17 protein-coding genes are annotated in these 13,065 nt (G+C 61.4%); 9 read left to right on the top strand and 8 right to left on the bottom strand.

Annotated features, from left to right (window positions below; genetic code table 11):
* Nucleotides 1–74: 74 nt before the first annotated feature.
* The 7 genes from lnt to EI545_RS20470 are packed head-to-tail and all read left to right on the top strand — an operon-like array spanning nt 75 to nt 5,150.
* The gene (lnt, locus tag EI545_RS20495; RefSeq protein ID WP_125327814.1) at nt 75–1,571 is read left to right on the top strand and encodes an apolipoprotein N-acyltransferase; all 1,497 of its coding nucleotides are present in this window, start codon (nt 75–77) and stop codon (nt 1,569–1,571) included.
* On the top strand, nt 1,568–1,741 hold the full coding sequence (locus EI545_RS21475) for a hypothetical protein (RefSeq protein ID WP_164517408.1): 174 nt from the start codon (nt 1,568–1,570) through the stop codon (nt 1,739–1,741). The genes lnt and EI545_RS21475 overlap by 4 nt, the downstream gene beginning before the upstream one ends.
* A gap of 56 nt (nt 1,742–1,797) precedes the next feature.
* Nucleotides 1,798–2,439 carry an SCO family protein gene (locus EI545_RS20490; RefSeq protein WP_232489269.1) on the top strand — a complete coding sequence of 214 codons (642 nt, stop codon included), beginning with the start codon at nt 1,798–1,800 and terminating at the stop codon, nt 2,437–2,439.
* Nucleotides 2,440–2,442: 3 nt separating this feature from the next.
* Nucleotides 2,443–2,916, top strand: coding sequence for a copper chaperone PCu(A)C (locus EI545_RS20485; protein WP_125327813.1), 474 nt, complete (start codon nt 2,443–2,445; stop codon nt 2,914–2,916).
* Nucleotides 2,917–2,954: 38 nt separating this feature from the next.
* Nucleotides 2,955–3,497: an SCO family protein gene (locus tag EI545_RS20480; protein ID WP_174258199.1), complete on the top strand. Its 543-nt coding sequence runs from the start codon at nt 2,955–2,957 to the stop codon at nt 3,495–3,497.
* 16 nt (nt 3,498–3,513) lie between these two features.
* Nucleotides 3,514–4,677, top strand: a complete 1,164-nt coding sequence (locus EI545_RS20475) for a M23 family metallopeptidase (protein ID WP_164517407.1) — start codon at nt 3,514–3,516, stop codon at nt 4,675–4,677.
* Entirely contained in the window at nt 4,674–5,150 is a 477-nt protein-coding gene (locus EI545_RS20470) for a DUF411 domain-containing protein (protein ID WP_125327810.1), read from the top strand. Before EI545_RS20475 ends, EI545_RS20470 begins: the two co-directional genes overlap by 4 nt.
* A gap of 60 nt (nt 5,151–5,210) precedes the next feature.
* Here EI545_RS20470 and EI545_RS20465 read toward each other — a convergent pair whose 3' ends face one another.
* The 3 genes from EI545_RS20465 to EI545_RS20455 all read right to left on the bottom strand — a co-directional run bounded on the left by EI545_RS20465 (nt 5,211) and on the right by EI545_RS20455 (nt 7,685).
* Entirely contained in the window at nt 5,211–5,555 is a 345-nt protein-coding gene (locus EI545_RS20465; RefSeq protein WP_245990441.1) for a TlpA disulfide reductase family protein, read from the bottom strand.
* A gap of 235 nt (nt 5,556–5,790) precedes the next feature.
* Nucleotides 5,791–7,266 (bottom strand): multicopper oxidase family protein, encoded by a 1,476-nt coding sequence (locus EI545_RS20460; RefSeq protein WP_125327809.1) that lies wholly within the window; start codon nt 7,264–7,266, stop codon nt 5,791–5,793.
* Nucleotides 7,267–7,328: 62 nt separating this feature from the next.
* Nucleotides 7,329–7,685 carry a hypothetical protein gene (locus EI545_RS20455; protein WP_125327808.1) on the bottom strand — a complete coding sequence of 119 codons (357 nt, stop codon included), beginning with the start codon at nt 7,683–7,685 and terminating at the stop codon, nt 7,329–7,331.
* 183 nt (nt 7,686–7,868) lie between these two features.
* Here EI545_RS20455 and EI545_RS20450 point away from each other — a divergent pair, with 183 nt between their 5' ends.
* Both EI545_RS20450 and EI545_RS20445 read left to right on the top strand, forming a co-directional pair.
* The gene (locus EI545_RS20450; RefSeq protein ID WP_125327807.1) at nt 7,869–8,480 is read left to right on the top strand and encodes a hypothetical protein; all 612 of its coding nucleotides are present in this window, start codon (nt 7,869–7,871) and stop codon (nt 8,478–8,480) included.
* Between the two features lie 91 nt (nt 8,481–8,571).
* The gene (locus EI545_RS20445; RefSeq protein ID WP_125327806.1) at nt 8,572–9,042 is read left to right on the top strand and encodes a DUF411 domain-containing protein; all 471 of its coding nucleotides are present in this window, start codon (nt 8,572–8,574) and stop codon (nt 9,040–9,042) included.
* A 167-nt stretch (nt 9,043–9,209) separates the two neighbouring features.
* Here the strand turns inward: EI545_RS20445 and tnpC are convergent, their stop codons facing one another.
* From tnpC to EI545_RS20420, 5 genes are all read right to left on the bottom strand, one after another.
* Complete coding sequence (gene tnpC / locus EI545_RS20440) at nt 9,210–10,787, bottom strand: IS66 family transposase (protein ID WP_125327805.1); 1,578 nt, start codon at nt 10,785–10,787, stop codon at nt 9,210–9,212.
* Between the two features lie 79 nt (nt 10,788–10,866).
* The gene (tnpB, locus tag EI545_RS21470) at nt 10,867–11,220 is read right to left on the bottom strand and encodes an IS66 family insertion sequence element accessory protein TnpB (protein WP_425471659.1); all 354 of its coding nucleotides are present in this window, start codon (nt 11,218–11,220) and stop codon (nt 10,867–10,869) included.
* Nucleotides 11,217–11,591: a transposase gene (locus tag EI545_RS21465; RefSeq protein WP_164517406.1), complete on the bottom strand. Its 375-nt coding sequence runs from the start codon at nt 11,589–11,591 to the stop codon at nt 11,217–11,219. The genes tnpB and EI545_RS21465 overlap by 4 nt, the downstream gene beginning before the upstream one ends.
* A 66-nt stretch (nt 11,592–11,657) precedes the next feature.
* A complete protein-coding gene (locus EI545_RS20425; protein ID WP_125327804.1) occupies nt 11,658–12,242 on the bottom strand; it encodes a hypothetical protein in 585 nt (194 codons plus the stop codon).
* A complete protein-coding gene (locus EI545_RS20420) occupies nt 12,239–12,967 on the bottom strand; it encodes a DsbA family protein (RefSeq protein ID WP_394357683.1) in 729 nt (242 codons plus the stop codon). Before EI545_RS20420 ends, EI545_RS20425 begins: the two co-directional genes overlap by 4 nt.
* Nucleotides 12,968–13,065: the final 98 nt, after the last annotated feature.

The following is a 13,065-nucleotide window of genomic DNA, read 5'->3' as shown; positions in this document are numbered from 1 at the left end:
TCGCAGGATTGATCACTTCAGACGCACATCCCCGTTACGGCGGAAAGCTGATTCAAGTTCTGCCCAGCTTGGGCATGGCCCTGGCCGCTGGCGCCGTACTTGTCTTGGCCTTGCCACCATATTCGATCCTGCCCTTTGCGCTGATCGCCTTCGCAGTGCTGGTAATTATGTTGCGTGGCACGTCGTGGCCTGTCGCGTTTCGACTGGGATATCTGTTTGGATTGGGCCAATTCATACCCGGGCTTTTCTGGATCACCGAAAGTTTTCAGGTCGAGGCGGACCGGTTCGGATGGTTGGCCTTGCCTGCCGTCCTCGGTCTTGCGGCACTGCTGGCAGTGTTTCCGGCGGTCGCCTGTGCCCTTGCCGCCCGAATGGCGCGCGCCGGATTGCCGCTGGCCCTTTCGCTCGCGACAAGCTGGACCGGCCTTGAATGGCTCCGGGGGCACGTTCTGACGGGGTTTCCTTGGAATCTTGCCGCCTACACGCTGGCCGACTGGTTGCCTTTCGCACAAGTGGCCTCCCTGGTCGGCAGCTATGGGCTGGGGTTCCTCTTGGTGCTTTGTTCGGCACTGGTCGGGCTGGCTTTCCGCGCGCCTGCTCGCAGGTTGCAGGTCATCCGTTTCGCCAGCGCCACCGCAATTGCGGTCACCGTGGCCGGTTTCGGCGTTGCGCGCCTTGCTTTATCAGTTCCCTCGTCAGAGCGCGGCGCACATATCCGCGTCGTGCAACCGAACATCGCGCAAAGCGCCAAATGGGACGAAGGATCCCGGAAGGCCAACATCCTCCGACTTCTCTCGCTTTCTGCACGCCCCGGCGACTACGATATCCTGCTTTGGCCAGAAACTGCATGGCCAGGGTTTCTCGCCGAGGACACTGGGGCCCGCGTCATGCTTGGGTGGCTCTTGCCGAATACTGCCGTCCTATTGGCTGGCAGTCCTGAGCGGGAGGTCACCGCTGACGGGACGGTGTACCGAAACGCTGTGCTCGCCATTGCGCCGGACGGTTCCGTCCTGACGCGCTACGCAAAGCATCACCTTGTTCCCTTTGGCGAATATGTGCCGTGGCGGAGTGTCCTGCCATTTCAGCGATTGGTCGAATCTCTAGGTGATTTCCTCCCCGGTCCGGGTCCCCGCACCCTTGCATTTGGCCCACATCCCTATGCGGGCATCGCGATCTGCTACGAGATCATCTTTCCCGGCCACGTTGTCGATGATGCCATCCGACCGGACTGGATCTTCAATGCGACCAACGACGCCTGGTTCGGCACCTCCATTGGTCCAAAGCAACATCTGGCGTCAGCTCGGATGCGGGCCATCGAAGAGGGGCTACCTCTCGTGCGGGCCGCAAATACTGGAATTTCGGCAGTGGTCGATGCCTACGGCAAAACACAGGCGATCCTGGACATCGAGACTTCTGGCGTAATCGACATGCGTTTGCCGAGGCCTCTACCACCGACCCCTTACGCCCGTCTTGGCGACTGGTCCGTGCTTCTTCTTGCACTCGGCTCTTGGGGGGTTTTCGCTTTCTGGGTTTGGCGCGAAATGACTGTGGTGAAAGGAAGCCAGAAATGATCGGACCAGTTTTCGGGATCGTCGGATTCCTGTGTGGCTACTATCTCGCCCAAAAACGCGGCGGCAAGACGCTTGACCGCCTGCAGTATGGCGCAGGCTTCGGCATCGCTTTCGGGCTGTTCGGCACCCTCCTCGGCATTGCCCTCGCCAGATTTCTTGGGGCGGCCTGATCGGCGAAACCTCGCCGGTGCTGCACTCTTCACCTTTTTGTCGGTTGAACCTCTAGTTGCTCGAGGTTTTAGACCGCACGCTGTTCTCATCATCTGGACTGTTCATGCGTCTTCGTTCTCTTCAGATCATACTTTGGGTCGCCGCGACGGCGGCGGTCCTTGCTTTCGCGGCGGTGCGGTGGTGGCCGGCAACGGACGACACCCAAGCAGCAGCTTCTGTCTTCACGCCCGCCTTCGCGCTTGCTGACAGCGAAGGTCGCATCCGCACGACGGACGAATTCCGTGGAAAATTCCTATTGGTGTTCTTCGGCTTCACAAGCTGCCCGGATGTCTGTCCGACTACGCTATCCGAAGTCGCGCAAGTCATGGATGACCTTGGATCTGACGCAGGATCGGTGCAGCCAGTTTTCATCTCGATCGATCCAGAACGGGACAGACGGCTTGGGCTGGCTGATTACACCAAAGCCTTCCATCCAGCGATCCTCGGCTTGGCCGGCAGCGAGGCCGAAACGCAGGCTGCGGCCGCAAGCTTCAAGATCTTCTATGAGCGGGAGGCCGATACCGCTTCGCAAGACGGGTACACGATGGCGCACAGTCCCGGCCTCTATCTCATCGGCCCGGATGGCGCGTGGCTGCGTCAATTCACCTACGGCACACCGGCGGCCGAAATCCTTTCCGACCTTCAATCGAGACTTTGACCCATGAATCACTTTCTTCTTGCTGCAGCCCTGACCCTCTCTGCACCTGCCGCGATGGCCTGCGAGACTGTAGCCATCGGCGATCTGACGGTTGAGCACGCCTGGTCCAAGGCGACCATCGGCGCGGGGCGTCCCGGCGTCTTCTATGTGGAGATCACGAACACCGGATCGACCGACGACGCGCTGGTTGGCATCGCGACGCCTGCAGCTGGTATGCCGATGCTGCATGAGACTGTCGTTCAGGACGGCATCGCATCAATGCCGCATGCGATGTCCATCCCTGTGCCGGCCGGCCAGAGCGTGCAGCTTTCGCCTGGCGGATACCACGGCATGCTGATGGGTCTGACGACAGCCCTGAAGGAAGGCGACAGCTTTCCGGTCACCCTCACCTTTGAAAAGGCCGGAGAGGTCACGGTGAATGTCGATGTCCTTTCGTTGCGCGCGGAGGGTCCGGATTGCGCCGACGCAGGGCAATAATCCTCGGCGCTGGAGGGGCCATCGGAGCCGTCGCCTTCATGCTGGGCGTCGGGGCTTATCGCACGCGCAATAGGCCAGCTCTCAGCGAGGTCCTGCCCTTGCCCATCGGCGAGATGTCCTGGGCATTGACCGACCACCGGGATCAGTCCGTTCGACCCACAGACTGGGCCGGTCACCCGGTCATGGTGTTCTTCGGCTTCACCTGGTGCCCCGACGTCTGCCCGACCACATTGAGCGACATATCGCTCTGGCTCGAGGATCTGGGAGCCGACGCGAACCGTTTGATCGTGGCGCTGATTTCGGTCGATCCGGAACGCGACACGCCCGCTGTCCTTGCGGACTACGTCAGCAGCTTCGACCCACGCATCATCGGGTTGACGGGTCCCGCCGACGAGGTGGCAAAGGCGGCCGCAGATTTTCGCGTAACCTATCGCCGTGTCGACAAGGATGGCGGCGACTACACGATGGACCACACCGCCGGTGTGTTCCTGTTCCACCCCGATGGGCGCTTTGCCAGCATCATCGACTTCCATGAAGACCGGCGCTTCGCCGTTCCCAAAATCCGCCGAACCCTCAGTTGAAAGGTCATTCTGCCAGATGATCCGCTCTGCATTTCTGATCCTTGCTGTCGCATCTCTCGCCCCGCTCCAGGCAGTGGCAGATCCTCCGACGGCGCATTTGCCGATGGCATTCGAAGCGATAATCGCCGCCGGTGACACTTTGGACAGTGTCCTTGGACACGCTGGAGTCCCCCCGACGATCCGGGCAGAAGCCGCACTGGCACTCTCGGGAGTGTATGATCTGACGGACCTGCGACCTGGCCACCGGATCGAATGGACTGCGGCGTCCGCTGATCCGGCATCGCTGACACGCCTTTCATTGTTCGTGGAAGATGGAGTGGAAATTGCTCTCACCTTCGACGGGCTGATAGCAGCACAACGGCTTGACCCACCGGTTCGTGTGATGCACCGGAGTGAGACCTTGACCCTCAACGGAACCCTTTACGACGCCTTGACGGCCCGAAATGCACCGGAACGCTTTGCGGTTGACCTAACCGCACTTCTTGCGGGCCAGGTCGATTTCAGGCGCGACCTCAAAGGTGGAGAGACCTTCGCGCTGGTCTGGCAGGAAGATCAGCTTCCCGATGGCACCATCGCGGGAGAGCCGCGCCTGAGTTACGCTCGGCTGGAGCTTACTGATCGCGTCCTCGAACTCGTTGCGACCGAAGCCGCCGGCCCGATCATCGTCTTTGAAGATGGCGAAGCCGTGCAGCGTTCAGCGGCACCCATCCTTGGTGCACGACTGTCGTCCGTCTTTGGGCGCCGGAACCATCCCGTGTTGGGTGGGGTTCGCATGCATACCGGGATTGATTACGCGGCACCCGTGGGAACCGAAGTCTCGGCGACCGGCGCCGGGCGGGTGACCTTTGCGGGTACGATCCGTGGCTATGGCACCACGATCGACATCGATCACGGCGGCGGGGTCGTCACGCGCTATGCACATCTTTCCGAAATTGCCGAAGGCGTTCGCGAGGGGATGCGTGTCAAGGCTGGAGACGAGATTGGCGCGGTCGGGGCGACAGGTCTCGTGAGCGGCCCCAACCTTCACTACGAAGTCCGTGTTGACGGCAGACCGGTCGACCCTAAGGACCAGGACGCCTTGCCGGAACAGGAGATCGCTTCGGCAGATGATCTCAATGCGCTCGCCACTTGGCGCAGCGAAACTGGCTTCATTTCAGGAACTGACGGAGAACGCGGATGACGGAATTTCGTATCGGCCGCCGCGAGGTCATCCTTGCAGCAACAGCCTTTGCCGTAACCCCTGCCGCCAAAGCTCAGGCAGAGGAAGAACCGCCAATCCATGTCGTCAAGGGGCGTGGCTGCGAGTGCTGTGAAGCATGGGTCGACTATCTGCGGGAGCAAGGCTTCACGGTTACGGATGAGGTGTCGATGGGAACGTTGCTGATCCGCTTCAAGATGGACCAGGGCATTCCAGCAAAGGCATTTTCCTGCCACACGGGGACCGTTGACGGCTATGCTCTCGAAGGCCATGTCCCGGCTGCGGACATCCGAAGGCTCCTGGACGAGCGTCCTGATGCAGTTGGTCTTGCCGTGCCCGGCATGCCTTACGGCTCCCCCGGCATGGGATCAGAAGACAGTCGGGACGCCTATGACGTCCTGCTGGTTGGCCGGGATGGAAGTCTCGAGATCTTCACGAGCTATCAGGCAGCCTGATCTGTCCATCTTCGAACCCAACGGGCTAGGCAGGGATTTAATCAAGGGAATGGCGACCGATCAAAGCAGATCCGATATCTGACGGACAGCCTCGTCGCTTCCCCAGTCGAAGGGGCCCTGAAGCCGCCCGATTTCACGCGTCTCGCGGTCGATCAGAAGCGTCGTCGGCAGTCCGATGAAGGCCAAAGCCAGTTGAACCCGCAGCGGTTCCGCCCAGTAGAGCGGTAGGTTTACAAGCCCGATCTCATCATAGAAACCTCGGCCCCTTTCGATCCCGCCCTCGTCGATGCAAAGGGGTAGCACCGCAAAATCCGGGCCTCCAAGCAGCCCTTCCAAACGGTCGAGTGCCGGCATCTCTTCCCGGCAGGGCGGGCACCACGTCGCCCAGATGTTCAGAAGGATCACACGCCCGGCAAAGTCCCCAAGAACCCTGGTGGTTCCTGCTTCATCCTGGATAGGCGGGGAAAGCAGAGGCTGCGGGTCCTTTCGCAGCCGGAAAGGCGGCCGCGCCTGGGCGGGCCCCGCAATGAAGCCCGCTACAAGACCGACAAGGAGAGGTCGACGACCCATCTGAACAGGCATTGGCTTTTCCCTTCGCGGAAGGTCGGACCCGCAGGCAATCTGCGGGCCCGGATCGTCGTCAGGCCGAAACCGCGAACTCAGTCATCATGCCTGTCGAGAGATGCGGCATGTGATGGCAATGCAGCATCCACCGCGCCGCTTCACCCGCATCCACCGCGACCGTCACCATCCCCATCGGCGGCACATGAACGGTGTCACGAACAGCACCCGCGATCCGGGTCTGGCCCACGCCGACCACCTGGAAAGCGTGGCCATGCAGGTGCATGGGATGTGCCATCATTGACATGTTGTGGAACATGATCTCGACACGCTCGCCGGTTTTCGCGGTCACCGGGGAATGTTTGCCCCAGGTCTGCCCGTTGATGGTCCAGACATAGGGCATCATCGAACCGCCCAGCATCAACATCGGCTGCGACGATGCCGCGCGCTCTGGCAGTGGGGTGACGGCGCGCAGGACCGCTTCCTGCGTCAGATCGGCGCTGAAGGCAGGATGGTCGGCGTCGGACATGTCGGCGACCTTCGTCACCGTGGCCCCCGGCGTCGCAAGGACGAGACCCGTCCGCTCTCTTGCACCCTCGCGCAAGGCGAGGACCGGGAATGCCCCGCCTTCGGCCGGAACATCAAGCTCGATGTCGAGCCGTTGACCCATCGCGATTCCGAATCGGCTGCCAGGAAGAGGCTGCACCGGCTCGCCGTCCACGGCGACCAGCCGCCCGGTTAGCGCGCCGGTGTCGATCCAGAACACCGTCGCGGCGGCCGCGTTGATCACCCGAACAAGGACCTTGCTGCCTTTGTCCACTTGGACGACTTCGGGGTAGTCCAGCGTCCGGTCATTGGCAAGGTAGGCATCAAAGTTGTAGTCGTTCAGGTCCATAGCCATGCCGTCCATGCCCGGCATGGACATCATGTCTCCCTGACCCACTGCGCCCATGTTCATGCCAGAGTGGTCCATTCCTCCTTGCGCCATCTGGCCATGGTCCATGCCGGCCATTGACGCGCCACCCGTAATCTCTGCCAGCACCTCCGCAGGCGGCTTGAACGAAAAGTCGTGCAGGAACAGCGTCACGTCCTGCCGATCGGCCGCAACGTCCTCGGGTCGCCGCACGATCAAAGGCGCGGCCAGCAGCAGCATCTCATGCGCGGGGATATGCGCATGCATCCAATGGGTACCCGGGCGCGCGGCAAAGTCATAGGCGCGGCTTTCGCCCGGTTGCAGCGTGGTCATGGGCATGTCCGGCACGCCGTCTTGAGCGTTTGGCGGGATCTGTCCGTGCCAATGGATGATGGTCGGCTCAACCAAAGTGTTCGTCAGATCGACGGCGAATGCCTGACCCGGGTCCAGGACCAATCCAGACCGGCCGTTGCCGTCCATCAGCCCCCAGACGGTGGCGGCCCTGCCCCGAACATCGAGCGTCCGGGTCGTCGCCGTCAGCGATATGCGGGCTGATTGGGCACGGGCGCGCGAAGCCAGCATAAGTGAGGCGGCAGTAGCCGCAGAAGCGGCCAGAAAGCCGCGGCGAGAGAGCGTAATCATGCGAATTCTCCTGTATCGCAACGTGAAAAGACTGAAGGCCCCGACAAAGCGGAACCATAGTGTCAGATCAACGTGCGTTTCGGAGGTGGGCCAGGTGGCGGGAGCGCCAGCGATGCGGCCAGCAGGTCGTTGTTCAGGTTGATTTTAACCGAACGCGCGATGGCGACGACGCCCGGGCTTAGTGCGGGAAGAGCTGCGGCTGCAAAAAGACAATGTTGCTGGCAAAGCAGACGTTGTGCATCGTCAATCGGGCTGCCTGCGGATGACATATGCGCGACATGGCCAGCCATCGCCATCATTTGCTCATGGTCTGCCTGAGACTGTTGCCGGCCATCCGCGAAGGCAAGCATCGGCAGGATCGCCGCCAGAAGATAGGCGGCGAGGATCAATGCACGCATAGGAAACGACGAACGGGTCATGCTCTCGCTTGTATCAGCGTGGTCTGGTCCCGTCATCTGACAGTTTGGTGTCTGGACCACATGGCCATAGCATCGACTGCAGCAGAATTGCCGCGTTTTCCTTCGTGTTGACTTGATAGCGCAGAGTTTACTGGCAGCCGAACGAAGGTCGCGAAAACTATCAATGATCTGACGGGACACGCCATGAAACGATTGTTCTTCGCCCTTTTCGCACCTCTGTTTCTGTCCGCCTGCGGCGCCGAACCGATTTGGGCCCCTGATGAGGCCGTGGCCGAGGCGCGCTATGAACATGTCGGCCCGACCTCGGTCACGCTCTATACCGTCCTGTCGACCCGCAGCGGCACCGGTGCGCATGCCGGGCTTTTGATCAATGGCTCAGAGCGTGTCCTCTTCGATCCGGCGGGAACCTGGCGACATCCGAAGCTTCCGGAGCGCAACGATGTCCATTTCGGGATCACGCCGAAGATGGTCGACTTCTACATCGACTACCATGCCCGCGAAACTTACGACGTTGTTGAGCAGACGATCATGGTTTCGCCAGAAGTTGCGGACCTGATCATGGCGCGTGCCAAAGCGTACGGCGCGGTGCCCAAGGCGAACTGCACAATTGCAATATCGCGCGTACTTGACGGCGTTCCCGGCTTCGAAAGCCTGCCAATGACCTGGTTTCCGAAACGGATGATGGAAGGTTTCGCAGATTTGCAGGGCGTTCAGACCCGCCGGGTTACGGACGATGACGCAGATGAGAATCACGGCGTCCTTCTGGTGCAGGCCGGGGACGCGCGTCTTCAGTAGTTTCTTAGTGATCAAGCCTATTGGGAGCCATACTACGCTCGCCACGCCCGGCCTTTGGCAGTATTTTGCAAAGACACATAAAATGGGGCATATGATGATCCTTGCGCGCCGAACTCTCCTTCTTGTCGGACCGGCCATCCTTGCCATGAGCACTGTGCCTTTGCTGGCCGAAGGGGACGAACGGATCCATGTGGTGAAGGACCTTGGCTGCCCCTGCTGCAACGCTTGGATCGGCCACCTGCGCGAAAACGGCTTCAACGTCAGCTTTGAAGAGCGCAGTGTCGAAGACCTCGCGGCCTACAAGCGGGAGCGCGGCATCCCGGAGAACCTGTCGTCCTGCCACACGGCGACCATCGGCGACTACACCATCGAAGGGCACGTTCCAGCAGCGGATATCCGCAGGCTGATGGCCGAACGCCCCTTGGCGGTAGGACTTTCCGTTCCGGGCATGCCATTCGGCTCACCGGGAATGGGACCAGAGACAGAGCGTCAGGCTTATGACGTGGTCCTGGTCGGTCAGGACGGAAGCAGTACGGTCTTCACCAGCTATCCGGCGGCGTGAGATCCCCACCCGGTACACGCCGCGCCAGACACCACAGGATCATCTTGGCAAGCCGACCTCGGATGCTTGCCAGGCTTCCAGAAGCTCATCCCGCGGCCCCGCCCCGTCAAGCGGTCTGATCGCGATGTCCAACCTGCGCGCCGCGTGATAGGTAAGCGCTGTCCCGATCACACTGTGACGGGGTAATTCCACGGGAGCAGGTCGTCGATCTGGCTTTGCTTGTGGCCTTGAACGATGGCGGTGAGCGTTGCCGTCAGCCATGCGTGGGGATCGATGCCGTTCATCTTGCAGGTTTCGATCAGCGAGGCGATGACGGCCCAGTTTTCGGCTCCTGCGTCGTGTCCTGCGAAGAGGGCGTTCTTGCGGTTCAGGGCGATGGGGCGGATGGTGCGTTCGACGGTGTTGTTGTCGATCTCCGCGCGGCCATCGGTGAGGAAGCGTCCCAGTCCGTCACGGTATTTGGCGATGTAGGTGAGTGCTTCGCCTAAGGGCGATTTGGCCGAGGCGCGGGCGCGGTGATGCGTCAGCCAGTCGTCGATGCGGGCGATGATCGGGGCGGAGCGATCCTGCCGGACGGCCAGTCGGGTTATGGGGTCTTGGCCGCGGATTCCGGCCTCGATGGCGTAGAGATCGCGGATCAGTGCCACACCTTCCTCAGCAATCGGCGCGGGCCCGGTGCGGGTGATCTCGATCAGCTTACGGCGGGCATGGGCCCAGCAATATGCGAGTTGGATGCCCGGACCGATCCTGTCCGCTGCGATCAGGCGGTTGTATCCGGCATAGCCATCCACTTGCAGGATGCCGCCAAAACCCTGCAATATCCGCTCGGCATGCTGTCCACCGCGACCGGGAGCATAGGTGAAGACAACGCCAGGTGGAGCTGCACCGCCCCACGGTCGATCATCACGGGCCAAGGCCCAGAAGTATCCCGTCTTGGTTTTTCTTGCACCCGGGTCGAGCACCGGGGCGCGGGTCTCGTCCATGAAGAGCTTGGTTGATCGCTTCAGGTCCGCCATCAGGGCATCATGCACGGGGCGGAGTTCGAAGGCGGCGCGGCCCACCCAATCGGCAAGCGTGGATCGGTCGAGATCGACGCCCTGACGGCTGTAGATCTGGGCCTGCCGGTAAAGCGGAAGGTGATCTGCATACTTGCTGACCACCACATGGGCGACCGTGGCTTCGGTCGGCATGCCGCCCGGGATCAGCCGCGCAGGGGCCGCCGCCTGTGCAACGCCATCGGTGCAGGACCGGCAGGCATACTTCGGACGGCGGATGACGATGACACGGAACTGGGCGGGCACGATGTCGAGACGTTCCGACACGTCCTCGCCAATGCAATGCAGGCAACCACCGCAGGCGCAAGTCAGGCTGTCCGGTTCGATGACCTCTTCGATGCGCGGCCCCCTCTCACGGTTTGCAAGCAAACCGTTGCCGGGCAACGGGTGCTTGGGCAGCGATCCACGGTTGGCAGAACGCCGTTTGGCGGGGCGCTTGGCGGCGCGATCCTCGGCATCCTCTTCGGCATGGATCATAGCCATGGCCGTTTCCAGATCTTCCAACGCCAGTTCGAATTGGTCCGGATTACTCTTCTCCGATTTCCGGCCGAAGACCGCCTGCTTGAAGGCCGCGACCAGCTTTTCCAGATGTGCAATGCGCTCGTCCTTGCGCTTGTCGCGCGCATCCGCGGCGATCAGCATCGCCTTCAGCGCAGCAATTTCTTCAAGCAGATCAGCGGTCTTCGGCATGGCAGGTTTTTACCAAACCACCATGGGCTATGCCTCTGGAAAGAGCCGACTGAGTCATCCTGCCGCAGCCTTGAACGGCTCATTCCACCGCTTCGGGAGCCTTCGCCTCGATGGCCCGAACCCGTCGCCAGTCCAGACCTGCAAACAGCGCCTCAAATTGCGCGTGGTTCATCAGCATCAACCCGTCCTTCACGGCAGGCCAGGTGAAGCTGTGCTCCTCCAGCCGCTTGTATGCCATCACCAGACCGGTGCCGTCCCAATACAAGAGCTTCAGCCGATCCGCTTTTCTGGCGCGGAAGACGAAGACCGTTCCGGTGAACGGGTCCTTGCGCAGCTCGTTCTTCACCATCGCGGCCAGGCTGTCGTGCCCCTTGCGGAAGTCGATGGGCTTCGTCGCCACCATGATCCGCACCCGGTTCGACGGGAAGATCACGGGCGGGCCTGCAGAGCCATAACCAGTTCCGCGACCCGTGTCGCAGGCGTGGCAGCATCCAGGCGCACCGTCACAGGCCCAATCATCAGATCAATCGACGCAATCGTGACCGGTGTCGTGACCGACTGCGGCGAAGCCACAGGTGCTGCGAACTCTGCCCCCGCAACCTCGGGCACAACCAGCTTGCCCTTCCGAGCCAACGTCCGCCAAGACGACAGGTGGTTCGCCTTCAGCCCATGCCTACGCGCCACCTCGTTCACCATGATCCCGGGAACCAGCGTCTCCGCCACCACTCGTCCCTTCGCCTCATCCGACCATCGCCGCTTCGCCGCCGGGGCCGCCAGCAACTCCACAAACCCAACGGCCTCCATACTGCGCTCCCGATGGACTCCCACCGACACCTCCCCTGCAAATCTCCGCACGGGCCGCATCGCAGATTACAGATTCAGCGGGAAGGTGGGGCCAGAACAGCGCTTACCGTGATAGGCTGAGGCGGCCAAAAGACCGGGCTCTTTGCCGTAGGCGAGCCGGTAGCGTGCAATGAAACCTTCCATGCGGTCATCACCATTCCAGCCCTCCGCAAGGAGTGCTTGCACCAGAACGGTGCTTGCACGGCTGTACTTGCTCGCCGCGTCGTCGGCGGCCGGCTTCAGTCCAAGGACTACGACGACATCAGCCGGCTCGTCTGGTGAGCCAGTCAACTCCTGGACCAGTCCGGTGGCTTCCGCCGGAAGCGGAAGAACCTGCACGTCGACGCCGCCCAGATGCCCGTCAGAGGTTTCGTTTGGGTGCCCGTCCCGCTCGTCGGAAGCCAGTAGGAATCCTCGGACAGCCTCCGCAAGGTCTTGCTCAACATTCTCACCGACGACGAGAATTCCTGCGGTGAACGAATGCGCTGCCGCAATTCCAGACAGAGCGATCCAGAGTACCGCCGCGAGGGCCGGGACGGCCGGGATCGTCCTGCGAGCAGAGAAGGCGGTGCAACGGGTGCATTCCGAAGCGCGTCGTTTCGAACCACTCATTCTGATGCCCGAACAGAAGTCACGATTTCGGAAAGCTGCGCCTTTTCAACAAAACCCGGGACCAACTGATCGCCCACGACAAAGGATGGCGTCCCGTTGAATCCGAGCGCCTCAGCCAGACGCATCGAGGTTGCAATGTGCTCGTCGATCTCAGGCGCCTGCATGTCTGCCTTGAGTCTGTCCAAGTCCAAGCCGATTTCGCCGGCGACACGCAGCACCGTGTCGGCTTCTACCTTGCCACGCATGCCCATCAGAGCGTTGTGGAGCTCAGCATACTTGCCCTGCTTTCGGGATGCGAGTGCGGCGCGTGCGGCAAAGGCAGATCCCTCGCTGAGGATTGGCCATTCGCGCATCACCAATCGGATGTTGCCGTCTTCGGCCAGAAGAGCGTCGACTTCCGGCATGGCGCGCTTGCAGTAGGGGCAGTTGTAGTCAAAGAACTCGACCACCGTGATATCGCCCTCCAGATTGCCTAGAACCGGTGCGTTGGGGTCACGTTCCAATGTGTCCCGCTCGTTGGCCAATACTGCGGTTGCGGTGGCTGCCTGTGCTTCCGCTTGCCGTTCTTCGAGGGCCTGGAGCGCCTCGAGGATCAGTTCGGGGTTTTCGCGCAGGGCCTCTGCCACGAGAGCTTTGATGCGTTCATCCGAGACCTCCTGCGCGAAGGACGGTAAAGCAACTTGGAAACTGAAGACACTGGCTAGCAGCAGGGATTTCATTCGCATCGGGCGGACCTTTCATTTCGTACATTCTTTGAGAGTTGATGCTTCCTCAAGTGACTAGAGGGGCAAGTCCAAACTTGGACCAATAGCCTATTGTTCGG

Source organism: Tabrizicola piscis (assembly GCF_003940805.1).
GTDB lineage: Bacteria > Pseudomonadota > Alphaproteobacteria > Rhodobacterales > Rhodobacteraceae > Tabrizicola > Tabrizicola piscis.
The sequence above is the reverse complement of the archived record's forward strand: the minus strand, read 5'-3'. Positions and strand labels throughout refer to the sequence as shown.